Source organism: Terasakiispira papahanaumokuakeensis (genome assembly GCF_001709345.1).
Taxonomy (GTDB): Bacteria; Pseudomonadota; Gammaproteobacteria; order Pseudomonadales; family Halomonadaceae; genus Terasakiispira; species Terasakiispira papahanaumokuakeensis.
This window is the reverse complement of sequence record NZ_MDTQ01000001.1, coordinates 1,057,650-1,083,109: the sequence shown is the minus strand read 5'-3', so window position 1 is coordinate 1,083,109 and position 25,460 is coordinate 1,057,650. Positions and strand designations below refer to the sequence as shown.

Here is a 25,460-nt window from a genome sequence, read left to right as displayed (position 1 = left end):
ACTTACATCGCCTCCTGAGATTTAGTATTCGGCGCAATCTTGAACTCATTGGCTTCATTCTGATCCGGACGCCAAGTGCGTAGGCCCCAGATCAGCAACCCAATAATAAAGAAAGCCGAGGGCGGCAGCAGCATCAGCCCGTTGGGCACATACCAACCACCATTTTTCTCAAGTGTCAGAATTTCCAGGCCGAACAAGCTGCCAGATCCCAGCAACTCACGGAAGGTACCGACCAATAGCAGGATAACGGCATAACCCAGCCCATTACCGACACCATCCAGGAAAGACATCACCGGACCATTTTTCATCGCATAGGCTTCAGCACGACCCATGACGATACAGTTAGTGATGATCAACCCGACGAAAACAGATAACTGTTTAGAGATATCGTAGGCATAAGCACGCAACACCTGATCCACCACGATAACCAGAGAGGCAATGATGGTCATTTGCACGATGATACGGATGCTGGAAGGGATTTGAGTTCGAATTAATGACACAAAGAAATTCGAAAACGCAGTCACCACCGTGACCGCAATCCCCATGACTAACGCTGTATTCAGGTTGGACGTCACCGCCAATGCAGAGCAGATCCCAAGAATCTGTAATGCAATCGGGTTATTTTTAAAGACGGGCGTCAGAATAACGCTTTTCGGAGTATCAGCAGCCATTGTTACGCTCCCTCAGATCGATATTTCTCGAGGAAGGGCCCGAAACCGTCGCGACCCAGCCAATACTGTAGCAAGTGTGTGACCCCACGGCTGGTCAAAGTCGCCCCAGCCAAAGCATCCACCTTGTTCTCAGCATTTGGCGTCTGCGGCGACACGCCACCCTTAACCAAATGGATTTCAGGATCCATGCTGTTGTCAGCATAGATTTCTTTACCTGGCCATAAGGCTTTCCAATTGGGGTTATCCACTTCCCCACCCAGTCCAGGCGTTTCCCCTTGCTGATAGAAGCCAAAACCGGCCACGGTATTCGCATCCCCTTCGAGGGCAAGGAAACCGTACATTGTCGACCAGAGGCCATAGCCGCGTACCGGCAAAATAATTTTGTCCGGATGATCAACATTGCCTATCAGATAAACCAATGAGATGTTTTCGCGTCGTTTAATACCGGCCGGATCATTCTTCAGGACTTTCGACATATCCGGATCAGACGCGGCTTTCATCTGATTGTAGCTGTCAGGGTTAACCGCATCGGTAAACTCGCCGGTGCGCAAGTCAACTGCTTTGACCGTGACTTTTTTGAACAGCTCAGTGACTTTATCCGCAGTCACTTGGTTAGGCTCAAGCAGACCCGCCGCGAGCAGAATATTACTGCGTCGGTCCAGCTCTTTATTTTTCACCTGCTGCGGCTTCAATGCGACCGCAGAACCCGCCACGACCACAGCACAGACAATACACAGCAGGAATGCCACGATCAGCGTTTTGCTGATGGTATCGTTACTTTTAGCCATTGCGCTGCATCCTCCGCTTGATGTTGGCCTCGACCACAAAATGGTCGATCAGCGGTGCAAACAAGTTAGCAAACAGAATTGCCAACATAATGCCCTCTGGGAAGGCCGGATTCACGACACGAATCAACACCGTCATGATGCCAATCAACGCACCGAAGAACCATTTACCGGTATTGGTCATAGACGCTGACACGGGGTCAGTGGCCATGAAGATCATCCCGAAAGCAAAGCCGCCCAACACCAGGTGCCAGTAGAATGGCATCGCAAACATGGCATTGGTTTCAGAACCAATCGCATTAAACAGCAACGCAGTCGCGGCCATACCCAGGAAGACACCACTGACAATACGCCAGGAGGCAATACCCATTACCAACAGAACCGCGCCCCCGATCAAAATGGCTAACGTTGACACCTCACCCATAGAGCCGGGGATAGTGCCGACAAAGGCATCCCACCAGCTGTAGTGTTGAGTCAGTGCCGACATCCCATCTTGGTAAGCGGATGACAGTGCTGTTGCCCCCGTATAACCATCTGCGGCAACCCAAACGGAGTCCCCAGAGATTTGTGCTGGATAAGCGAAGTAAAGGAATGCACGGCCAGTCAGTGCGGGGTTCAGGAAGTTCTTGCCAGTTCCCCCAAACACTTCTTTACCGATAATCACACCAAAGCTGATGCCCAACGCAACCTGCCAGAGCGGAATCGTCGAAGGCAGTGTCAATGCAAACAGCACTGATGTCACAAAGAAGCCTTCATTGACTTCATGGCCACGACGCATGGCGAACAACACTTCCCAGAAGCCACCCACCACAAAAGTGACCAGGTAGATCGGCAAGAAGTAAGCAGCGCCTAGAACAAAGTTATCCCAGCCACTATTCGGGTCATGGCTCGCCGCACCGAACAAGGCAATCAGCGATTCACGCCAACCTTCCATAACGCCATAGCCATCGGCAATCGCTAGGTTCGCTTGATAACCCGTGTTCCACATCCCGAAGAACATCGCCGGGAAGGTGCAGAACCACACCGTGATCATAATCCGCTTCAGGTCAATGCCGTCACGAACATGAGCTGTTGTGCGAGTGACACTCGGTGGGGTATAGAAAATGGTATCGACTGCTTCAAACAGAGCGTACCACTTCTCGTATTTACCGCCCTTATGAAAGTGCGGTTCCATATTATCGAGGATCTGTCGGATGCCCATTCTCAGCCCTCTTTCTCAATCAGCGTCAAGTTGTCACGGAGGATGGGACCATACTCATACTTGCCCGGGCACGCATAGGTACACAGTGCCAAGTCTTCCTCATCCAACTCCAGGCATCCCAGCTTCATTGCTGTCTCGACATCACCCACGATCAAAGATCGCAGCAGCTGCGTCGGCAGAACGTCCAGCGGCATGACTTTTTCGTAGCTTCCCACCGGCACCATGGCTCGCTCAGAACCATTCGTCGTGGTAGTCGGCTTGTAATTTGATAGGCCTGTCAATTTAGACAGATAAATGCCCATCACAGAGTGCTTATGGCCGCCAGGAGAGAGCCAGCCCATAAATTTACGATCAGTGCCTTCTTCCAGCACACTCACCTGATTGTGATAACGGCCCAGATATGCCAGCGGACCTTCAGCGGCCGATCCGCTAAAGATCGAACCACTGATCACCCGAACGCCTTCTGGCGAAGTCTCCAGCTCACCGGCCAGTATCTCGTCCAGAGAAGCCCCCATGCGCGTTTTTAGTAAACGCGGCTGTTTGACCATCGGGCCGCCCAGAGCGATCACACGATCCGTATGCAGCTGCCCAGAAACAAACAGGTGACCCAACGCGATCACGTCTTGATAACCCAGGTGCCAGACCTGGCTATTCATGTCGACTGGATCGAGGAAGTGAATGTGAGTACCGACCAAACCCGCAGGGTGTGGCCCGTCAAATTCAGCGACTTCAAAGCGGCTCTCTTGCAAGCTGGGCACTTGTGCCCCCGGACGCTTACAAACGAATAGCTTACCGTCAGTGAGTTTGCTCAACACCTTCAGGCCCGCTTCAAAAGCGGCGGGGTCTTGAGCAATGATCGTGGCCGGATCAGCACTCAGTGGATGACTATCGATCGCCGTAACAAAGATCGAACGCGGTTTCGCGTCCACTGCAGGCACACGACTAAATGGACGGGTGCGCAAAGCAGTCCACAGGCCCGAATCGATCAGCTGCTCACGCACCTGCTCATCGGTCAATGTAGACAGGCCTTCTGCCCCGTATGCTTTGAAAGAAACAGAGGATTCCGTTTCATCCAGTTGAATCACCACTGATTGCAGGGCACGACGGAAGCCACGATTAATAGCCACCACCTCACCCGACCCGGGTGCTGTATATTTCACACCTTGGGTCTTCTTATCAGTGAAGATGATCTGACCTTTTTTCACCTTGTCGCCGACTGACACTAACATCGTGGGTTTCATCCCCACATAGTCAGGTCCCAGAACAGCGACGTTACGCACTGCACGCGCATCTTCGATGGTTTGTGCTGGTGCGCCGGCGACAGGTAGATCAAGTCCTCGTTTTATTTTGATCATAGGTCTCGCCCAATCACCAAGTTTAAGTATCACAAGTTTTAAGTATCACAAGTAAGTACACATCCCGGACCCAGGTTCGCCTGAATCAGGCCAATAGCACCCGCGTTGGGCCCCGGAAAAATTCTTTGACGGTCAAATGGTTGCGTATACAGGCGCTATACAGAAAACCAATGCCTAAATTTTTTTCATTATAAAGAGACGCGCCTTCAGTTGCTACTCGCCATCCAAAACTTCAACAAAAAGCAATCGTCGTCACAAAGAAACATTGGAACGACATCAAAGCGCTATAGCTTAATACATCGGCACTCAACGCTTTACGGTAAGCTTGTAACGCTAGGTAATAAAGCCTTCCAAGAAAGTCGCATCAGCATGAAAGCCGCATTAAGAAAAGCCACATAAAAATAGGGGCCGTCCATCGCTGGACGACCCCTATTTCACTTCATCTATCAAAAAAAGTGATCAATAGATCATCCACGGTCTTGCGGAAACACCAGCGACTGAACACTCGACATCGATTGCAAGATCCGAACGACCTGACAGCTATAGCCGAACTCATTATCGTACCAAACGTAAAGCACCGCCTGGCGATCTTGCGCGATCGTTGCTTTGCCATCCACAATCCCCGCATGTCGGTTACCGACAAAATCGGAAGACACGACTTCAGGCGAGCTGACATAGTCGATTTGTTTCTGCATCGGTGAGTAAAGTGAAGACCACCGCAGGTATTCATTCAACTCGTCTTTACCAACGCCCTGAGTCAAGGTGAGATTCAAAATGGCCATGGAGACATTCGGCGTGGGCACTCGAATCGCATTACCCGTCAACTTACCACCCAGCTCCGGCAACGCCTTCGCAACAGCTTTGGCTGCGCCCGTTTCGGTCAGCACCATATTTAAAGGGGCTGACCGGCCACGGCGCTCGGCTTTGTGGTAATTGTCAATCAGGTTTTGGTCATTGGTATAAGAGTGAACCGTTTCGACATGGCCGTGCTCAATGCCGTACTTATCATTCAAAACCTTCAGCACCGGGACAATCGCATTCGTTGTACAGGACGCTGCAGACAGAATCTTGTCATTGTCCTCAATCGTATTATGGTTAATACCATAGACAATATTCTTCAGATCGCCTTTACCCGGTGCCGTCAACAGCACGCGGGAAACACCCGGACACTGAGTATGCAAAGACAGCCCTTCTTCATCACGCCATTTACCGGTGTTATCCACCACAATCGCGTTTTGAATCCCATAAGCGGTGTAGTCAATGTCTGAAGGGCTGTCAGCGTAGATCACTTGGACATAATTGCCATTAATGATCAAGGCGCTATTGTCTTCATCCACCGCAATAGTGCCCATGAAAGGCCCGTGGATAGAGTCACGGCGCAGCAGACTAGCCCGTTTTTCCAGGTCGCCCCCTTGACCGCGCACCACAATGGCACGCAAATTCAGCAGACTACCACCACCGGCTTTTTCCACCAGAATCCGGGCCACGAGACGACCAATACGGCCAAAGCCATATAAGATGACATCTTGCGGCTCACCGCCCATTCCATTTTCACCGAACTTACCGATCACCGGTGCCAGTTCAGTTTTCAGGAAGGCTTCCAGATCTTCGCCGCCTTGTTCGCGGAATTTAACGCCCAGTTTGCCAATATCAACGTGGCAAGGTCCTGGGTTTAATCCCTTCAGGGTTTGCAACAACTGCAAGCTCAAATGGATATCCAGCTCGCTGCCGTCGACCTGACGAACAAAACGATGATCCTTAATCGTACGGATCACGGAACGGTTGATAAGACCGCGGCCATAAATAGACGGCACAACATTGTAATTACGATACAGTTCGCCGATCAGGGGAATCATCGCTTCAGCAGTCGCAACACGCTCCTGCCAGTCGTTCATATAGGTGTCGAGCTTATGATCACTCACGGGCAGCCCCTCTGCTTGCCAGGTTGCACGGTTGGCGTGGGAAAAGGATAGGGCTCGGTCATGCGATAACACCGTCATTCAATAACAAGGGTCAATTAACCCATATGCTATCGAACCGAGCCGATTTGAAAGCGCGCATATTATGCGGCGCCAAAACGCTGCTGGCAAATACGGTGATTCATGCTTTGGTCTATCCACGTGGATTTTGCTCAGAAACGACCGCACTTGGCATGCACCGCTGAAAGCAGACTGTTATGATGCTGCTCGATTCCGTCGCACTGACCAAGAGCCCATGACTGATTTAACTTTTGATGCCATTAATCACTTATCGCTCCCGACACGTTCTGGATTTCAGCAACGCTGGCTCAACCTCCACGGGAGTGCTCAAGCTTGGGCGCTAGTTGAGGCCGCACGCCAGCATAATGCGCCCATTATGGTCGTGTGCGCGGACACCAGCAGCGCCCAAGCCCTCACTGAAGAGCTGCGCTTTTTCAGCGAGACCGCCCCCAGTGAACAAGCGATATCGTCCGATTCAACGACTGACCACCCCCTGCTGCCTATTCTTAGCCTGCCAGACTGGGAGGTACTGCCTTATGATCACTTCTCGCCGCACCAGGACATTATCTCTGAGCGCTTAACCACGCTTCGCCAACTACCGGAGCAAAAGCGCGGCCTCTTAGTGGTGCCAGTCAGTACCTTAATGCAACGCCTGGCCCCGGTGCATTTTGTTGCCACTCACTCGCTGGCACTGGATATTGAGCAAAAGCTGGATGCTCAGCAACTACGCCAGCATCTTGAGCAGGCTGGCTACCGCCACGTTACAACGGTAATGGAACATGGCGAGTATGCGATTCGAGGTGGGTTGATTGACCTTTACCCGATGGGCGAACGCCACCCGATTCGAATTGAGCTATTTGATGACGAAGTGGAATCACTTCGTCGATTTGACCCAGAAACTCAACGCACGACAGAGAAAGTCTCACGCATCAGACTCCTGCCGGCCCATGAATTTCCCATGACACAAGCGGCACTGGCTCGCTTTCGCGAAGAATTCCAAACACGCTTTGATATCGACCCACGGCATGCGCCCATTTATCAAGACACCATGGCGGGTATTGTCAGCCCAGGGCTGGAGTTCTATCTACCGCTCTTTTTTGAAGAAACCGCTCGCCTAACGGATTACCTACCCGATCATACCTTGATCGCTGAAGTAGGCCCCGTCGCCGAAGCAGCACAGCATTATTGGGCAGAAGTGGAACGGCGCTATGAAAATTTACGCCATGATCCGCGCCACCCTTGCCTAACACCGAAAAGCCTTTATTTGCCGCCCGACCAACTCAATAGTGCACGCAATCAGTTTGCTCGCTTAATTATTCCAACAGAAACACCGGATGACACCCTCAGTGGAGACATCCAATTTGCGACTGACTCACTGCCGGATCTCGCCATTGCCCCTCGGGCTCAAGACCCGCTGGGTCGCTTGACTCAGTTTATGGAGAGCCATCCGGAACAACACCTGCTCATTTGTGCTGAATCCACCGGAAGACGCGAAGCCTTACTAGAGCTTTTCGATCGGCACCACATCAAAGTGGAGCAGGTACCAAGCTGGCAAGCATTTCTAACAAGCGCTCCCCGTTTAGGGCTCACCGTTGCGCCACTAGACCGGGGGCTCATGAGTGGCGCGCCCGCCGTTACCTTAATCACTGAGTCTTTACTGTTTGGTGAGCGGGTCATGCAACGGCGCCGTCGCCAGCACAGCGACCATCAACAGGAACTGGTGTTTCGCAGCCTCTCAGAACTAGTGGAAGGTGCCCCCGTCGTTCATGCCGAGCATGGCGTTGGCCGCTATCAAGGGCTGGAAACCCTCTCCGCAGGAGGGGAGACACAAGAGTTTCTCAAACTGATTTATGCCGATAGCGCCAGTCTTTATGTCCCAGTCTCAGCACTTGATCAAATCAGCCGTTACAGTGGCACTTCGGATGAATTAGCCCCACTCCATCGACTAGGGTCTGACCAGTGGAGCAAGGCGCGCCGCAAAGCGGCAGAAAAAATCCGCGATACCGCCGCTGAACTGCTGGATATTTACGCCCGCCGAGAAGCAGAGCAAGGCTACGCCTTTGAGCTGGATGAAGCTGAGTATGATCGCTTTGCGACCAGTTTTCCCTTTGAGGAAACTCCAGATCAGGAACTGGCTATCGAGGCCGTCATTCATGACCTGACCCGCAAACAACCCATGGATCGCGTGGTCTGCGGTGACGTTGGTTTCGGTAAAACAGAAGTGGCTTTAAGAGCGGCCTTTGTTGCGGCCCACAGCGGCAAACAAGTCGCTGTACTGGTGCCCACCACCCTGTTGGCACAACAGCATTATGATAATTTCCGTGACCGCTTCGCTGACTGGCCGGTTGAAATCGAGGTCATGTCGCGCTTTCGCTCGACCAAGGAACAAAATAGTGCTCTAGAACGACTGGAAGAAGGCAAGATCGACATTATTATCGGCACCCATAAACTGCTGCAATCCAGCGTTAAATTCCATGATTTGGGGCTAGTCATCGTCGATGAAGAACATCGCTTTGGTGTTCGCCATAAAGAAAAACTCAAATCCCTGCGGGCCAATGTCGATCTTCTCGCCATGACAGCCACGCCGATTCCTCGCACACTCAACATGGCGATGTCGGGCATCCGCGATTTATCGATTATTGCCACCCCCCCGGCCCGACGTTTATCAGTGAAGACTTTCGTGCGCGAACGAGATAGCGCCTTGATAAAAGAGGCTATCCTGCGTGAGTTATTACGTGGCGGACAAGTCTACTTCCTGCATAACGATGTCAAAACGATCGATAATATGGCCGAACAACTGGCGGAATGGGTGCCTGAAGCGCGGATTGGCGTAGCCCATGGCCAAATGCCGGAACGGCAGCTTGAAAAGGTCATGTCTGATTTTTACCACAAGCGATTTAATGTACTGCTTTGCTCTACCATTATTGAAACGGGCATTGATGTACCCAGCGCCAACACCATGATCATTGAACGCGCAGACAAATTTGGCTTGGCACAACTGCACCAGCTAAGAGGGCGCGTAGGACGCTCTCACCACCAGGCTTATGCTTACCTCTTAACCCCCGGTAAGAAGAGTTTGACGGCCGATGCCGAAAAACGGTTGGAAGCGATTGCCATGGCGGAAGATCTCGGCGCGGGCTTTGCATTGGCCTCTCAAGATCTTGAAATTCGTGGCGCAGGTGAACTGCTGGGTGAAGAGCAGAGCGGCCAGATCGAAACGATCGGCTTTACGCTCTACATGGATATGTTGGATGAAGCCGTTGAAGCGATTCGTCAGGGCAAAACACCGAGCCTGGATCAGCCATTAAAACGAGGCGTCGACATCAATCTTCACCTGCCTGCGCTGATTCCAGATGATTATATGCCCGACGTTAATATGCGCCTGACGCTATACAAAAGGATTGCCAGTGCTGAAAGCGCCAATGTACTGAAAGAACTACAGGTCGAGATGATTGACCGCTTTGGCTTGTTGCCCGAGGCCGTCAAACACTTGTTCCGAGTTTCTCGGATCAAGCTCGATGCGCAAAAACTGGGCATTACCAAGCTGGATGCGGGTCAAGACCGAGGCCTATTAGAATTTGGCGAGCAACCGAATGTGGATGCCTTCAAGCTAGTGCAAATGGTACAGCAACACCCAGAGCGCTATCGCCTTGATGGCGCCAGTGCACTGCGCTTTTATGCCGAGATGGCCACTCATGAACAACGCATGAAGCATGTTGAGCAGTTGATTGAGATGTTAGCGGCATAGCCGAATTAAGGGCCATATTGGGCAATGGATAGCCCCATCAATCAAAAGCACCATTAACAACCAATACTCTTAACAACAAGCAGCATTAACGACACCAATGGCACACCGCGCCATTTAACAAAATGAAACTCTATTCAGCCATAGCGACATCAACGTCTTACCGGAGTCTGCTTCGATGAAACTGTTGCATAAGTTCAATTCAATCACCTTTCGCCGGCAGGCGCGGGTTTGGCGATGCTTAACGCTCAGTCTATGCCTCTCCCTGTTACCGGCCACGCAGGTTAACGCCGCTGAAAATCCTAATGAGCGAGACTACACCGTCGAGCTGCTCATCTTCACTCAAACCCCAGCAGCCGGCACCACCGAGGCACCAGGCAAACCCTGGCAGCCTCAACTCCCGCAGACGCAAGGCAAAGACTCATCGGTACCCGCCTACATTGTGGGTGACGCCAGCGCTTGGCAACAAATGACGGATCAGCATCTGCCCCGCTATGCACCGGTCCGCCCAGGTTTCAGTTATGAGGCACGAAAACTGGAACGCTCAGGAAAACATCGCATCCTCTTCCATGAAGCCTGGAAAATGCACGTTGTTGGCCGTGATCGCAGCATCCCCATTTTGTTTCAGGGAGGCGATCAGTATGGGAGTCGTCCTGAACTACAAGGCAAAATACAAGTCAGTGTCGGGCGTTATCTACACGTCAACCTAGATGCTTACCTGACCCAATTCCAAAAAGTGGATCATGAGGGCGATCAGCTGCCAACAGCCGCCGATGCTCAAGCCGCTGGACCGCAACCACTGTTCCGTGCCGTGAGCTCTGCCCACCTACAGCAGACACGACGCATGCGCAGCAATGAAATTCACTATATCGATAGCCCTTACTTCGGTGCCATGATCAGAATTCAGCGTGCGGAATAAACGATCATCATCCACTTCATGCACTCCGATTCAAAACAAAAAAGGCGCCTTAATGGCGCCTTTTTTATCCCTTCAGCATACTCAATCATGCCGCAATTAAAGCCCTTTGGGCGCGTAAATCGCAGGCAAGTTACGCAGGTACCCCTGATAATCCATACCACAGCCGAACAAGTAGCGGTCTTCCACTTCAAGTCCGGTGTAATTGGCTTTAAAGCCAGGCATTGCCTTACGATCGTGCACCTTATCAACTAAGACAGCGCAACGCACATCAATAGCACCTTGAGCCCGACAGTGGTCTAGAATCGCTGCCAGCGTTGCCCCTTCATCAAGGATATCATCCACTATCAATACATGACGCCCCTGCATACTAATTTCAGGGGATACCCGCCAGTTTAACTCACCCCCGGTGGTTTGCCGGCGATAACGACTGGCTTGCATATAGTCAACTTCAAGAGGAAAAGACAAGCGCTTTAACAGTTCCGCTGTTGCAAAGAGCCCCCCATTCATCACGCAATAAACGACCGGCATCGCCGATGCTAGATCATTGGTGATGGCTTGCGCTAACTGATCAAAGGCTTGATTAACAGCGGCCTCGTTCACCAGACAGTCAGAGTCGGCCAACACTTGGCAAATACGCTGACGCTCGGCGTCGAGTTGTTCATTCATGCTCAGCTTGGTCCTTATAAATTTGAATCGGATCAGGTAAATGGAGTGTTGATGTCGGGAAGGCAATATCCGCACCATGATCGCGAATAATCTCATACACCTTCAACAAAATTTCCTGCTTAATTTCGTGGAAACGCACCCAGTTAATCGTTTTAGTGAAAGTGTAAACGAAGAAATCCAGTGATGAAGGACCATAGTTATCAAAACTAACAATCAAGACCTGATTATCTGTTTCGATTTGATCATGCTCAATCAGCATCTGTTTAACCGCTTCAACAATCGAAGCCATTTGTTCAGCATCTTGATAACGGATCCCCACCGTTTCATAGATTCTTCGGTTAAACATCCGCGAAGGATTCTCAACGGAAATACTGGCAAAGGTGGCATTAGGCACATACAACGGCCGCTGATCAAAGGTACGCACCCGCGTCAGGCGCCAGCCAATTTCCTCCACAGTGCCTTCAATATTTTTATCTGGTGAACGCACCCAATCCCCCACTTTAAAGGGACGATCGAGATAAATCATCAAAGCGCCAAAAAAATTGGCCAATAAATCACGTGCCGCGAAACCAACGGCAATCCCCCCAACACCCCCAAAGGCTAAGACCCCAGAGACGGAAAACCCGAGCGTTTGCAGCATCACCAACAAAGCCGTGATCAATACTGAAGCCTTGAGCAGCTTACCGACCGCTTGAGCCGTTGTCGCATCCATCGGCCGACGCTTCGGCCCTGGCTCCATCAGCTGCTGCTCCAGACCGGCCGCTAGCCGAATCATGAACCAAGCCATCATGGCAATCACCGCAATACGGCGCACCGGCTCAACAGCATCAAATAAATCAACGTCTGAATTGGCTCTGACAATATCCATGGCCCAAAACAAGCCGACCAACCAGATCAGCATGCCAAGCGGCTTACGCGCCGCATCCAACAAGGTATCGTCCCATTGATTCTTGGTGCGTTCAAAACGCTGCGCCAAACGATCAAAAAACCGCTTGGCGATGTAGTTCAATGTCAAAGTGAGCAAAACGACAATAAACAGCTGTATCACCCAGGCATACTCCTTGGGCAGCATGCCGTATAACGAAGAGGCCTGCTCTAACCACTCGTTCAGACGTGCATCCATAACCACTCCTTCATTGCTAACGCCTCATAAGGCCAAGCCATGAGTTCACCGCCACATGTTCGTCGGCACGTATTCGTCGGCACATGCTCGTCAACACATAGCTCAATAGACTTACAAGGGCACAGCATGTTATTCGGTATACCCGTTTATTCGGTATATAAGGCTTCTAAGGCATCGATATCCTGCTGCGCAACCGCTTGAGCCACTTTCACAGCGGTCTCACCCTTAGGGCTCTGAAGCCACGCTTGGGCGTTCACCTCTTCACGTCCTAATAAAGCCGACAAAGAAGATAAAGTGCGTTGACCATCCTGCTGCTGACGCAAATAGGCCAATACCTGCTCAGCACCGCCAGGGTCGTTACACACCAGCACCATATCGCAACCCGCCGTCAGCGCTTGTTCGGCCCGGGCGGCAAAATCACCCGCCATAGCCGCGCCCGCCATGCCAAGATCATCGCTGAAGATCGTACCGGTAAAGCCCAATGACTGTCTTAGCCGGTCCAACCAATATCGAGAAAATCCAGCGGGCTGATCATCAACCTGCGCATAAACCACATGGGCTGGCATAACCCCTTGGAGACGAGGCGCTAAGGCCTGAAAAGGCCGCAAACAAGTCTGCTCAATCTCCGCCAAAGACCGCTGATCAATGGGTAATTCGAGATGAGAATCACCGGCCACATGACCATGACCAGGAAAGTGTTTCCCTGTTGCCGCCATACCGAGAGATTGCATCCCGTCGATAAACGCCCCTGCCAACGTAACCACCTGATCCGGTTCAGAAGCAAAAGCACGATCACCAATCACTTGGCTCTGGCCATAAGCAACATCCAGCACCGGTGCAAAGCTAAAATCCAACCCTACTTGGCGTACTTCAGCCGCCATTAAAGCGCCCAACCATTGCGCTGATGCCATCGCCAGCAATGGATGCTGCTGATAAAGCTCACCCAAAAGAGCCATCGGCGGCAAGGGTGTAAACCCCTCACGCAGGCGCTGAACACGCCCCCCTTCCTGATCAACAGCTAACAGCAGTTCAGGTCTTAATCGTTTCAACTCGGCAGCCAACGCCTTCACTTGGACGGCGGTTTCAATATTACGCGCAAAAAGAATCACGCCCCCCACTTCAGGTTGCTGCACCCATTGAGCTTCATGGGGAAGAAGACGTGGACCCTCAAGATCCAGCATTAAAGGACCCGCTTGCATGATAATGCCCCTTAGATGACTACCCTTAAATCAATAGACTCAAGCGCTCTCAGCCCACATCACTAACAGCCAAAAGCCCCTATAAATGACAACAAAACAAACGAAACGCTAATAAGCTCAAGCATTGACAGCGGTGCGATTCATTTCAATAGAAATGATGGCGCCTCATCATGTATCAATACCGGAGTCGACACGGACACTTGGTCAAACAGGCGCACCACATCATGCACCCGCATACGAATACACCCGTGAGACAAAGGCTGCCCCATAGGTTGATCATCAGGGGTTCCGTGGATATAAATAAATCGTCGCTGACTGTCGACATGCCCACCCCGGTTCACGCCAGGCTCTAATCCACAGAGCCAAAGAATACGACCCAAGATCCAGTCTCGGTCAGGCGCTTGGGCACTGAGCGCAGGCGACCAGTATTCTCCGGTTGGGCGCCGACCTTTGAAAACCGTATAAGGATCATCACCATGACCGATACAAGCTCGAATATAGTGCCACCCTAAAGGGGTTGCCCCACTCCCTTCTTGCTGACCACATCCCGCCAGGCCAGTGGATATAGGATAGACATCGCCCGGCTGCCTTCCGTTCATGATCACCAGTTGCTGATGCTGAGCATCGACTTTCAGCCAAGTCCGATTTTCAATTAAAACAACCGATGGGCACATTATGCATCTGCCGTAAAAAGCGCTGTATCCACTGGGTCAGCACGCATACCTTCAGCCAAAAAGGGCACCAGACGCTGCACAATATCCTGAACCCGTGTTTTCTCATTGAGATCCGCTGCGGCCATATCTTTTAAAGCATCCAAAGATGACATCGTGAATACAACTGATCCCAACATGAAATGCATGCGCCAAAAACGTTCCGCCTCCGGAAGCTCTTGTGTCGCTTCACGGAATAGATGCACAAAGCGCACAAAGGTATCGCCATAATGATCTTGTAGATAACGCCGCATATGCCCCTGCGCCTGGGTATACGCCAACCCCAACAGACGCATAAATACGGACAAGCTGCCTTTACTGGCCGGAACACTTAACGTGGTTTTCGCCAATGTCGTCAGCAAGGTTTCCAAATCTGGGGCTTGTTGCTGAGTTTCTAACTCATCCAAAGCGGCATTAAAGTGCGCACAAAAGGGATCAAGGTATCGGGCAAAAACGGCCTGAATAAGGGCTTTCTTGGAGCCAAAATGATAGTTCACGGCGGCCAAATTGACTCTGGCCTTACCGGTAATTGTTCGAAGAGAAGTCTCAGCAAACCCTCGCTCTGCAAACAAAGCTTCAGCAGTATCGAGAATTCGCGTCACAGTATCTGATTGCGCCATGTCAGCCCCCAGTTAAACGAATGTTTCAAACAATAATCAGGGCTCAAGCAAGCGTCAAGCACCCGAATCAAGAGGGCTTTATTCCTACCGTACTAACACGATCCGGACTAATCACGATCCGTACTAACACGATGGTGATATAACAACCAAGCTCATTCAACGATGCTTCTTCAGGCATCTAGAGGCGATCACTCAACAATGGCAGGCCTTAAGCTCATCGTGCGCTAGAGTAATCCCTTTACAGTGATGGTCAAGGGTTTCAAGGCGCTATAAGGTTTAAACCCTGACAGGATTTAAGGATCGAAAGGGCTTGAGGGTCTAAAAGATCTCAAGATTCGAGAAGAAGATCATTGAGTCATCATCAACATTGTGGGCCAAGCAAGATATCGCTAGAATGCTGTTATTCCTTACAGTTGGATATAAAAACACGACTGGATAAACATCAAGGCAAATACCCGATAGCGTTTCACGTGGCCTTTTGGCAATGACCGTTTTGTATTGCCGCCTTAGATTGCCAATGCCCCGTGGATCAATATCTATTTGCAATAGCCTTAAGCCATCACTCAGCCGGAAACGACCTCATGCAAAAACTCACGGCACGGCAACAAGAAGTGTTTAGCTTCGTACAACAGTTCATGCAGGACAATGGCTGCCCGCCGACTCGAGCCGAAATAGCCCGAGCCCTGGGGTTTCGCTCAGCCAATGCGGCAGAAGAGCATTTACGCGCATTAGCACGTAAAGGGGCCATTGAAATGCTACCAGGAACCTCACGGGGCATTCGTCTTCCCGCCCAAGTAAATGCGGGGCTCCCGGTGATTGGCCAGGTTGCAGCGGGGAGCCCTTTATTGGCTCAAGAACATATTGATCGGCATATCAAAATAGAGGCCGAAATGTTCAACCCAGAAGCCGACTATCTGCTCAAAGTTAAAGGGCGCAGTATGGAAAAAATCGGCATTCTAGATGGCGATTTATTGGCTGTTCATCGCACACAAGAAGCCAAAAATGGCCAAGTGGTTGTCGCCCGAGTCAACGATGAAGTCACCGTCAAGCGTTTACAAGTCGAAGGAGACACTGCGTGGCTGCTACCCGAAAATGATGAGTTTGAACCGATCAAAGTGGATCTGAGTAGCGAATCACTCGCGATTGAAGGGCTAGCGGTTGGCGTGCTGCGCAATGGGCTAGGCAATACCCATTGAGCCACTTAACCTAGCGTCATACATCACGTCAAAAGCGATAAGCTGGGTGCAACAGCCCGCTGAGTGAGCCAGCATCGGCGTGGTAAGTTGGTAAGTTGGTAAGTTGGTAAAAAGCAGCGGATCACACCCACTTCGGCCCGATCAAGAGACCCCGATATCATCAGCCAGCACATGAAGGCCTATCGGACTGATCATCGATAACATCGAGCCGAGGTGGACACCCCTTTGCATATCGGCTCAATGCAATATTGGCGGCGCCTCTCGCTTAGCACTGAGATCTTCCTCAGTCTCCCCCTGTAGCCAGGGCGCTTCCCCCGGCCCCCACATCTCACCTCGTTGCATCGCGGTATCCAACATTTCAAGCGCGACCTTGAAAGGGTCTTGACGCCATAGACGTTGGGCGCCCGAAGAGAAACTAATCCGAACTAAGGGTTCGTCTGCATCATCAGCCGTTTGCAGAACAACTTCTTGATCAGAAACTTCGATAATTTCAAATAGCTGATCATCCAGCAAAGGGAGATCTTGCGCGTCTTTAGACAAGTCGCACCTCAGAGTGGGCAAAGTCGAGAGAAATGAGAAGGCCCTCATAGGCCAGGCGCGACATTCTAGAGCAATAACGCCACACTGCAAGTCAATCGCCCCTGCATTCTGACGTTCAGTGCTCTATTAATCTTCCCACTGGAACGCACGTAATTGATCGATAAAACTTTTTATGTCCTGAAGCAACTGGCGCATTCCTGTGACTGGATCATCAATCTGAGTCAAAGGTAACAAATTCTCAGCCCCGGTTGACTCACCAAGAGAAGAAAAAGAGGAAGACGAAGCGGCCTCCGGCATCCAATCACCCAGCGCTTTGCCCTCTCCTACGGGGACAGCCTGCAATTGAGCAAGCTGTCGCGACAAGCGTCCCCAAACCCCTTCAGGCTGCTGAGCTTCACGCCAAAGCGCCACTTCAGGTAAGTGCTGATCGCGCTGAGCTGCCAAACGGACTAATTCATCCAAATCATCAGCACGCGCGACATCCAAACGATACAGTGCCGCCAACTCACGCAACATCGCCACACGAACCTGCTCTAACGCCCAGCAGGCACTGTCCACACACGCTTGTTGCCAAGCCGGCGCCACCAGTGGATCAGCATTTTGATCCGCCTGATCAAGCAACAAGCGTGCGTGATACAGCTTTTGATTCACCCGCGAACGTTGAGCCTGAATCATGATTTACGCTTATCCTGAATATCCCAACGGCCATCCGCCCAAAAAGCTTTAAAGCCCGTCGCTTTACCTTCTTTCTCGGCCTGAACATACTGCTCTTTGGTTTTCCGTGAGAAACGAATTACCGTCGGATTGCCATCGGGATCAGCCTCAGGCGCATCCAGCAAGTAATGATGTTTAGGATCGATTTCTTCGCGATGCGGCTTCAATTCTTTCACCAAGGGCGGACGCGTTTCCCTGTTTTTCGGGAACTGACTGGCCGCAAGAAATACACCAGAAGCGCCATCACGCAAAATGTAATGGTCATCGACTTTTTGGCATGCCAGTTCAGGCATCGGCACAGGGTCCATCTTAGGCGGCGCCACTTCACCATTTTTCAACAGCTTACGCGTATTCTTACAACTGTCATTGGTGCACCCAAAATACTTACCAAAGCGCCCATTTTTCAGCTGCATCTCGCTGCCACATTTATCACACTCGATGGTCGGGCCTTCATAGCCCTTCAAGCGGAACTGCCCCTGCTCGATCTCGTAACCATCGCAATCTGGGCTATTCCCGCAAACGTGTAGCTTGCGCTGCTCATCAATAATAAAACTGTCCATGGCCGTGCCACAAAGACCACAACGACGCTTGGCACGCAGGGCATCCGTTTCAGCGTTGTCATCGGCATCAGCATCCACATACTCGTCTGCCGGCACCAGATTAATGGTTTGTTTACAACGCTCTTTAGGTGGCAAGGCATAGCCCGAACAGCCTAGGAACATCCCCGTTGAAGCAATACGGATCTGCATATGACGGCCGCAGTTCGGGCATTCAATATCCGTATCGACCGGTTGATTTGGCCGCATCCCCTCAGGGCCTTCAGCTTGTTCCAGCTTTTGCCTAAAACTGCCGTAAAAGCGATCCAGCAACTGCCGCCAGTTTTCCTCCCCATTGGCCACATCATCCAATGAGTCTTCCATGCGAGCAGTAAAACTGTAATCCATCAAATCACTAAACGATTCACTCAAGCGATCAGTGACAATATCGCCCATTTTTTCGGCATAAAAACGACGACTTTCTAGCTTCACATACCCCCGATCCTGGATCGTCGAGATGATCGCAGCGTAGGTCGAAGGACGGCCAATACCGCGTTTTTCTAACTCTTTAACCAGAGCCGCTTCTGAAAAACGTGCCGGGGGTTTAGTAAAGTGCTGACGCGGTTCCAGTTGAGCCAGCGACAATGAGTCTCCGACTTGAAGGTCTGGCAACACCTGATCTTCAGCACTACGACCTGTAGGCGGTAAAATCCGGGTAAAACCATCAAACTTCAGTACTCGCCCCTTCGCACGAAGGGTATAGCGATCAGCCGAGACCGTTAAGGTGGTACTCAAGTATCGAGCCGGGGGCATTTGGCAGGCGACAAACTGCCGCCAAATAAGTTCGTACAGGCGTTGCGCATCACGCTCAACCCCGGAAAGTTCTTGTGCCAAGACGTCAACATTCGACGGGCGAATCGCTTCGTGGGCTTCTTGCGCGCCTTCTTTGCTGGAATACACATTAGGCGCTTCAGGCAAATAATCAGCCCCAAGCTCACGCTCGATCCAACCTCGACAATGTGTCACCGCCTCTTCAGACAGGTTCGTCGAATCCGTACGCATATAAGTGATATGGCCCGCCTCATACAAGCGCTGAGCCAACGTCATGGTTTTCTTAACGGAGAATCCCAAACGTGTACTGGCCGCTTGTTGCAACGTCGAGGTAATAAACGGTGCTGAAGGCTTGGACTGAGTCGGTTTATCTTCTCGATCAGCCACTTGATAAGTCGCAGGAGAAAGCTTGTCTAACGCCTGATCGACTTCAGCCTGGTTGCGTGGCCGGAAGGTCTCGCCGTTATCCTTGTGCACCAAGCAAGCCAGTTCGATTTGCTCTGCCTTAAGGTGGGCCGTCACATCCCAAAACTCTTCCGGGATGAAGGCTCGAATTTCGCGTTCACGCTCCACAATGAGACGAACAGCCACGGATTGAACACGCCCGGCAGACAAGCCACGCGCCACTTTGCTCCATAGCAGCGGAGAGACCATATAACCCACAACACGGTCTAAAAAGCGACGGGCCTGCTGCGCCTGAACCCGGTTCATGGACAATTGGCCCGGATCCTTAAACGCTTCGGTGATCGCTTTTTTGGTAATTTCGTTAAACACCACACGACGATACCGGCTGTCATCACCGCCAATGGTATCCTGCAGGTGCCAAGCGATCGCCTCTCCCTCGCGGTCCAAATCGGTCGCGAGATAAATAGTGTCAGCTTCCTTAGCCAGCTTTTTCAGCTCAGCCACCACCTTTTCCTTGCCCGGCAGGATTTCATAATGCGCTTCCCAGCCATGCTCGGGATCCACCCCCATACGGGCAATCAGCTGCTCATGTGCTCTTTGCTTCTTTTCTTCTGGCGTCAGTTTGGTGCCGGGCTTACGACGACCATCAGCACGGGACTTGCCCGAACCACTCACCGGTAAGTCACGGATGTGGCCGACACTGGACTTCACCACATATTGGCTGCCCAGATATTTGTTGATCGTCTTGGCCTTAGCGGGTGACTCAACGATAACCAGTGACTTTCCCATACCGATAAAACCCTATTCAGTCGTCAAAAACGTGTAATTAATACGCGCGCATCAAAACATGGGTAAAAAATATCAATGTCGATTATTCAACGCCCAATTGATCATTCGGACTCAACGTATCCAACAACCATAGACCAATCCGAAGCGATGCAATCAAAGGCAGTGCAATCAAAAGCATCCAAAGCGAACCCGACAAGAAGGGCGCATACACTACCCCACCCCTTCTACAACTTCCAGCCTCGAAATGTTGTCTTCCTTTTATAGTCGTGCTTATACAGGTCAACGCTGTCAAGCCTTAGCATTAAAAAAGGGTCATTTGCGAACCCATGAGTGTGCGGTCAATACATCCCACCCATCACGCCTTCAAGCCACCAGGATCAAAACAGCCCGCTGACGGGCTTAACAATGGGGGACGCACAAGATAAGTTCAATCATCCCATTGAAGTTTATGAATTATTTAAGGCCTAAGCGATGGTGTAGATGTCTAGTCACTGTCATATACGGAGCGTAATATAGCAGCAGACCCTGAAGGAGATGAATCAAGATGCGAAGAACCAAAATCGTCGCGACCCTAGGCCCCGCATGCGATGACGACGCAGTATTAACACGCTTAATACAGGCAGGCGTTAATTTAGTACGGCTCAATTTTTCTCACGGCAGCGTGGAAGATCACGCCGCCCGGGCCGAGCGTGTGCGTCGCATCAGCCAGACATTGGGTGCCCATGTCGCTATTCTAGGTGACCTGCAGGGCCCCAAAATTCGTATTGCCCGATTTGCCGAAGGCAGTGTGCAGATTAAAACAGGCGAACGTTTTGTCCTGGATGCCGAGCGCGATGGTCAAAGTGGCGATGCCAGTGGTGTCGGTATCGATTACAAAAACCTGCCCCATGATGTCATCGCAGGCGATACCTTATTACTGGATGACGGCCGCATCACCATGGAAGTCGACGCCGTCGAAGGCCTAAAAGTGATCTGCCGGGTGGTTCAAGGCGGCAAGCTCTCCAATAACAAAGGAATCAACAAACTCGGTGGAGGCTTGTCGGCCGACGCCTTAACCGATAAAGACCGTGCCGACATCAAAACCGCCTTACAGCTGGACGTTGATTATTTAGCCGTGTCTTTCCCGCGTTCAGCAGAAGACATGAAAGAAGCTCGTCAATTACTGGGTGAAGCTGGCCAGCATATTGGATTGGTCGCCAAAATTGAACGTGCTGAGGCCATTGAGCCTGAGACCATGGATGCCATCATTAAGGCCAGCGACGGTGTCATGGTCGCTCGCGGTGATCTTGGCGTAGAAATTGGCGATGCCGCCTTGATTGGAGTACAAAAGCGCTTAATCCAGCGTGCACGCGCTTTGAACAAGGCCGTAATCACAGCCACTCAAATGATGGAATCCATGATCGAAAACCCGCTCCCCACGCGGGCGGAAGTCTTCGATGTGGCCAATGCGGTGCTGGATGGCACCGATGCGGTTATGCTGTCAGCGGAAACCGCTGTCGGCCGCTACCCGGTTGAAACCGTCGAAGCCATGAACCGGCTCTGTCTAGGGGCCGAGAATCAGCCTTCGATTCGTCAATCAAACCACCGGATCCATGAATCCATGGCAACCACTGATATGGCGATTGCCATGTCGGCCATGTATGCCGCTAATCATTTGGAAGGGGTGGAAGCCATCATCAGCCTGACCGAAAGCGGTAATACCCCTCGCTTGATGTCACGTATCCGCTCAGGGCTGCCTATCGTGGCCTGCACCCGCCACCCGAGAGTCGCGCGGCGAGTCGCCTTGTACCGTGGTGTCACCCCGGTCTTATTTGACCTGACGGATCATCCACGAGACCAAGCCATCAACGAAGCCATTGCCGCCGTGAGATCACATGATCTGCTTCACGCAGGTACTCGCGTGATCCTCACCCATGGTGATTATGATTATGTCGTAGGCGGCACAGACACCATGAAAATTCTCGACGTCTGACCTCGGTACGTGATGGCTAGCCATAAAACCGCTAGCCATCATGATTCAGGGGCTCAAAGAGAGATTCAAAACGGGCGCTGCGACTCAGTCGACAGCGCCCGTTTTGATTGAAAGCTTTTATTGAAGACCTTGACCGAAGGTCTTTATTGAGGATCAATCCCCTTCCAAATCAGAAACTGATCAATCAAGTAGCGCGAAATAGCCGCCTTAGGGGGCAAATCAGGTAAATTATCCAACGAAAACCAGCGCGCATCTTCAATCTCTTCTTCCTGCAACACAATATCGCCGCTCAGATATTCTGACCAATAGCCCAGCATCAGAGAATAAGGGAAAGGCCATGACTGACTGGCCAGATAGCGCAAATTGTGAACAGCCACACCCACTTCTTCTCCTACCTCACGGTGAACGGCTTGTTCAGCCGATTCCCCCGCCTCAATAAACCCGGCTAAAGTGCTGTAACGCCCTGGGGTAAATCGATGACCACGGCCCAGCAAGACTTCATTATCCCGCCACACCAGCGTAATGATCGAAGGCGCAATACGGGGATAACGATGATGTCGGCAATGAGGGCATTCCAACACATACTCATGTGACAGGGCCTGCATCCCTTGGTGGCCGCAATGACCACAAAAACGGTTTTCCAAACGCCACGCGGCCAAACCGTTGGCCGTCGCCAACAAGTCAAATAAATCCTCATCGGCCGCCAGAATCCATTGCCTGAGCGTAGGCCATGCTTCGTCAAGGTGCTGCGGGTCAACCGGCAATGTGTCTGCAGAGGAGGCATCGACCTGTGGCTCACCTCTGGGCGTTTCACTTCCAGGGCCACACAGCTGCAACCAAACCGGTGTCCCCTGCCAGCGCCCGAGCATGATTTGATCCGCATTCGGATGATGAGGCACTTGACCAATATGAAAGACCGTATCACGAGGGCTAGGCTTTAAACGGCCATCAGCTAAATACAGCCAATAAGCGGGCTCGCCTGGCGACACCATGGCAGGTCCTCGTTCAAAAATGCTGGATACCTGCTGCTGGGGAAATGTCCCCTGTAATGGATGCCACATGAGGCTGCTCCTGTCGGTCTATCATGTCAATGAAGAGGTGTACTTGACGGTATAGGCTCGGCTTGTGGGTAGAAGGTCTGCTTGCTGCGATAGCGTTCATCATACTCATGCGCTTTCAAAACACTGCACTCAAGCGCTAATGCAATGGCGTCTCAGACAACCACATCACGTCACCGCCTGAGGCCTTGGCCACGGTTGCCAGTTTCTGATCATGTGCGGCTAACTCTTCAGTACTGGCTCGGACGATCGCTAACGCTGGACGATCGCGATTTAAGCGGTGAATTCCCCCGGCCGCTTGCTCCGCCCCGTTATGATCATCGTCAAAGGTTTCATTATCCAGCATTAAGGCGGTTTGACCGCCGGTCATCGCCAGATAAACATCCGATAGAATTTCGGCATCCAGCAAGGCGCCGTGCAATTCACGATTGCTGTTATCGATATCGTAACGTTTACACAGGGCATCCAGATTATTACGTGCGCCTGGATGCATTTCACGCGCCATCACCAAGGTATCCAACACCGTGCAGTGCTGATCCACCTGGCCAAAACCCATCGAACCTTGCTGGGATTCATACAAGGCGTATTCGTTGTTAATAAAGCCCACATCAAAAGGCGCGTTATGAATCACTAACTGTGCGCCGCGAATAAACTCAAAGAAATCCTGGGCGACATCAGCAAAACGGGGCTTATCGGCGAGAAAATCATTGGTAATGCCGTGAACTTCAATGGCTTCGGCATCAATCTCACGATCAGGATTAAGATAAACGTGAAAGGTACGGCCGGTCAGTTTACGCCCAACCATTTCCACACCGCCGATTTCGATCACCCGATGGCCCTGATTCGGGTCAATCCCCGTGGTTTCTGTATCCAGCACAATTTGTCGCATGAGAACCTCTAATATTCACAATCCCTTGAGTCATAATCCCTGTATTCACAACCCCTTGAAGAGTACTCGACTCAAGGCATTACAAGCATTGACACAACACCGGTCGATGCCAACCGCCACCGGTTGATGCTAAAGGGTTTGAATCCCTTCGTTGGCTAACTGATCAGCTCTTTCATTCCCTGGATCACCGGCATGACCTTTAACCCAATGCCAGCGAATCTCGTGGCGCTGCACCAGGGCATCAAGTCGCTCCCAAAGATCACGATTCTTAACTGGCTTACCCGCAGCCGTTTTCCAATGCTTACGCTTCCACCCAGCCATCCATTGCGTAATGCCTTGGCGTAAATATTGTGAATCCGTATGCAAGTCGATACTGCAGGAGCGTTTCAGCACCTCAAGGGCTTGGATCGCCGCCATCAGCTCCATCCGATTATTGGTGGTCTCGGCTTCGCCGCCACAAAGCGCCTTTTCATGCTCACCATAAAACAGCACCGCGCCCCAGCCACCCGGCCCAGGGTTCCCTTTACAGGCGCCATCAGTATAAATAGTCACCACAGAGTCATGCTTGGTTTGATCGTTCATAACGCCTTAACTGGTTAAAAAAATTCAAATCGACACATTCAATAAGATATGTCCGAATCCCGAACAGGTGACGGCATGGTGCCAACATGAGCCGATTTCGACGAAGACTCAGTACGATTGACCGCATGGCGCCCTTGTGGCATCGGCTGTACAAGCCCCGTCGAGGTCACCCATTGTCGTAACCGGCGACCATTATAGATTGGGCTTCCCACCCGCTTTCGTGCCCAGATCATATAGCTGGCGGCAAAAGGACAACGCAAACGATCTAAAGCGTAATCAAACCCTTGGGTGGCGCTGAGCAAACGCGGCATTTGCACCGGCGGTCGATGGAACACCCATTCTAAGCGTTCGACCCGCATATCCAGAAAGCTCAACCAATCCTGTAAGCGGCGAAAGCTAAGTCGAGGCCCTTGATACCGTGGGTTACCCCCTCGATGACGCCCCCACCAACTTTGAGCCCCCCAAAGACTCAAAGGGTTCATGCCCATAATCACCAACTGGCCTCTAGGCATCGTCAACCGAGCCGCTTCGCGCAAAGCCAAATGCGGACTCATTTGTAACTCCAACCAATGATGCATCACGACCAGATCAAGGCTTTCATCAGGCAACGGCAGCCACTCGGGCTCAGCAACGACCGTGGCATCCGGCAAATCAGGCTGCCATATCGGCGACCAGCCCATGCGGTGATCAATATCCCCACCATCAATTAAAGCCGAGTGGTCGCTGGCGCCCAAGTACAACAGATGGTGTCCAAAAACCGCCCCTAATGTTGGCGATAAAGATCGCCGCTGAGCGCTCTGCAAAGCCTCACCCAATGGCGTCGACCAAAACTGCTGCCAAGCTTTCCAGCGCTGTATAAACTGCTGTCGCACCCTTGCCTGGGCATCTTCTGATCCAGAAATTTGAGCGGGCATGACATCTCCTAAAGATGACAGTACACAGATCAGGCGTTAAGTTAACGTCAGAAAAGATCAT

General features: G+C 51.6%; 22 protein-coding genes. 4 read left to right on the top strand and 18 right to left on the bottom strand.

Annotated elements, in window-relative coordinates; translation table 11 throughout:
- Positions 1-2: 2 nt before the first annotated feature.
- The 5 genes from BFW38_RS04750 to BFW38_RS04730 form a co-directional block, all read right to left on the bottom strand.
- A complete protein-coding gene (locus tag BFW38_RS04750; RefSeq protein ID WP_068997353.1) occupies positions 3-671 on the bottom strand; it encodes an NADH:ubiquinone reductase (Na(+)-transporting) subunit D in 669 nt (222 codons plus the stop codon).
- A 2-nt stretch (positions 672-673) separates the two neighbouring features.
- Positions 674-1,459, bottom strand: a complete 786-nt coding sequence (locus BFW38_RS04745) for a Na(+)-translocating NADH-quinone reductase subunit C (protein WP_068997352.1) — start codon at positions 1,457-1,459, stop codon at positions 674-676.
- Entirely contained in the window at positions 1,452-2,657 is a 1,206-nt protein-coding gene (locus tag BFW38_RS04740) for an NADH:ubiquinone reductase (Na(+)-transporting) subunit B (protein ID WP_068997351.1), read from the bottom strand. The genes BFW38_RS04745 and BFW38_RS04740 overlap by 8 nt, the downstream gene beginning before the upstream one ends.
- 2 nt (positions 2,658-2,659) lie before the next feature.
- Positions 2,660-4,012, bottom strand: a complete 1,353-nt coding sequence (locus BFW38_RS04735) for a Na(+)-translocating NADH-quinone reductase subunit A (RefSeq protein ID WP_068997350.1) — start codon at positions 4,010-4,012, stop codon at positions 2,660-2,662.
- A 467-nt stretch (positions 4,013-4,479) separates the two neighbouring features.
- Entirely contained in the window at positions 4,480-5,934 is a 1,455-nt protein-coding gene (locus tag BFW38_RS04730) for a glyceraldehyde-3-phosphate dehydrogenase (RefSeq protein ID WP_245686069.1), read from the bottom strand.
- Positions 5,935-6,226: 292 nt separating this feature from the next.
- Here BFW38_RS04730 and mfd point away from each other — a divergent pair, with 292 nt between their 5' ends.
- Positions 6,227-9,739, top strand: coding sequence for a transcription-repair coupling factor (gene mfd / locus BFW38_RS04725; RefSeq protein WP_069000212.1), 3,513 nt, complete (start codon positions 6,227-6,229; stop codon positions 9,737-9,739).
- Positions 9,740-9,914: 175 nt separating this feature from the next.
- Positions 9,915-10,655 (top strand): CsiV family protein, encoded by a 741-nt coding sequence (locus BFW38_RS04720; protein WP_068997349.1) that lies wholly within the window; start codon positions 9,915-9,917, stop codon positions 10,653-10,655.
- A 96-nt stretch (positions 10,656-10,751) separates the two neighbouring features.
- On the opposite strand, the gene BFW38_RS04715 is transcribed toward BFW38_RS04720, so the two are convergent.
- From BFW38_RS04715 to BFW38_RS04695, 5 genes are all read right to left on the bottom strand, one after another.
- Entirely contained in the window at positions 10,752-11,321 is a 570-nt protein-coding gene (locus BFW38_RS04715; protein WP_068997348.1) for a hypoxanthine-guanine phosphoribosyltransferase, read from the bottom strand.
- Positions 11,314-12,444 carry a mechanosensitive ion channel family protein gene (locus BFW38_RS04710; protein WP_084004459.1) on the bottom strand — a complete coding sequence of 377 codons (1,131 nt, stop codon included), beginning with the start codon at positions 12,442-12,444 and terminating at the stop codon, positions 11,314-11,316. Before BFW38_RS04710 ends, BFW38_RS04715 begins: the two co-directional genes overlap by 8 nt.
- A gap of 146 nt (positions 12,445-12,590) precedes the next feature.
- Positions 12,591-13,643 (bottom strand): beta-N-acetylhexosaminidase, encoded by a 1,053-nt coding sequence (nagZ, locus tag BFW38_RS04705; RefSeq protein WP_084004458.1) that lies wholly within the window; start codon positions 13,641-13,643, stop codon positions 12,591-12,593.
- 140 nt (positions 13,644-13,783) lie between these two features.
- Positions 13,784-14,317 carry a L,D-transpeptidase gene (locus BFW38_RS04700; protein ID WP_068997346.1) on the bottom strand — a complete coding sequence of 178 codons (534 nt, stop codon included), beginning with the start codon at positions 14,315-14,317 and terminating at the stop codon, positions 13,784-13,786.
- Positions 14,317-14,973: a TetR/AcrR family transcriptional regulator gene (locus BFW38_RS04695; protein ID WP_068997345.1), complete on the bottom strand. Its 657-nt coding sequence runs from the start codon at positions 14,971-14,973 to the stop codon at positions 14,317-14,319. The genes BFW38_RS04700 and BFW38_RS04695 overlap by 1 nt, the downstream gene beginning before the upstream one ends.
- Positions 14,974-15,554: 581 nt before the next feature.
- Between BFW38_RS04695 and lexA the strand changes: the two genes are divergently transcribed.
- A complete protein-coding gene (gene lexA, locus BFW38_RS04690) occupies positions 15,555-16,169 on the top strand; it encodes a transcriptional repressor LexA (RefSeq protein WP_068997344.1) in 615 nt (204 codons plus the stop codon).
- 237 nt (positions 16,170-16,406) lie between these two features.
- Here the strand turns inward: lexA and BFW38_RS04685 are convergent, their stop codons facing one another.
- The 4 genes from BFW38_RS04685 to BFW38_RS18295 form a co-directional block, all read right to left on the bottom strand.
- Positions 16,407-16,709 (bottom strand): hypothetical protein, encoded by a 303-nt coding sequence (locus BFW38_RS04685; protein WP_068997343.1) that lies wholly within the window; start codon positions 16,707-16,709, stop codon positions 16,407-16,409.
- A 126-nt stretch (positions 16,710-16,835) separates the two neighbouring features.
- A complete protein-coding gene (locus BFW38_RS04680; protein ID WP_068997342.1) occupies positions 16,836-17,384 on the bottom strand; it encodes a DUF6586 family protein in 549 nt (182 codons plus the stop codon).
- The gene (gene topA / locus BFW38_RS04675) at positions 17,381-19,984 is read right to left on the bottom strand and encodes a type I DNA topoisomerase (protein WP_068997341.1); all 2,604 of its coding nucleotides are present in this window, start codon (positions 19,982-19,984) and stop codon (positions 17,381-17,383) included. The genes BFW38_RS04680 and topA overlap by 4 nt, the downstream gene beginning before the upstream one ends.
- An 82-nt stretch (positions 19,985-20,066) precedes the next feature.
- Positions 20,067-20,195: a hypothetical protein gene (locus tag BFW38_RS18295; protein ID WP_281180359.1), complete on the bottom strand. Its 129-nt coding sequence runs from the start codon at positions 20,193-20,195 to the stop codon at positions 20,067-20,069.
- A gap of 333 nt (positions 20,196-20,528) precedes the next feature.
- Between BFW38_RS18295 and pyk the strand changes: the two genes are divergently transcribed.
- Positions 20,529-21,956: a pyruvate kinase gene (gene pyk / locus BFW38_RS04670; RefSeq protein WP_068997340.1), complete on the top strand. Its 1,428-nt coding sequence runs from the start codon at positions 20,529-20,531 to the stop codon at positions 21,954-21,956.
- A gap of 143 nt (positions 21,957-22,099) precedes the next feature.
- On the opposite strand, the gene nudC is transcribed toward pyk, so the two are convergent.
- From nudC to BFW38_RS04650, 4 genes are all read right to left on the bottom strand, one after another.
- Positions 22,100-23,017, bottom strand: coding sequence for an NAD(+) diphosphatase (gene nudC / locus BFW38_RS04665; protein WP_068997339.1), 918 nt, complete (start codon positions 23,015-23,017; stop codon positions 22,100-22,102).
- 136 nt (positions 23,018-23,153) lie between these two features.
- On the bottom strand, positions 23,154-23,903 hold the full coding sequence (gene dnaQ / locus BFW38_RS04660; protein ID WP_068997338.1) for a DNA polymerase III subunit epsilon: 750 nt from the start codon (positions 23,901-23,903) through the stop codon (positions 23,154-23,156).
- A 129-nt stretch (positions 23,904-24,032) separates the two neighbouring features.
- Positions 24,033-24,485: a ribonuclease HI gene (gene rnhA / locus BFW38_RS04655; RefSeq protein ID WP_068997337.1), complete on the bottom strand. Its 453-nt coding sequence runs from the start codon at positions 24,483-24,485 to the stop codon at positions 24,033-24,035.
- Between the two features lie 38 nt (positions 24,486-24,523).
- Positions 24,524-25,399: a methyltransferase domain-containing protein gene (locus BFW38_RS04650; RefSeq protein ID WP_068997336.1), complete on the bottom strand. Its 876-nt coding sequence runs from the start codon at positions 25,397-25,399 to the stop codon at positions 24,524-24,526.
- Positions 25,400-25,460: the final 61 nt, after the last annotated feature.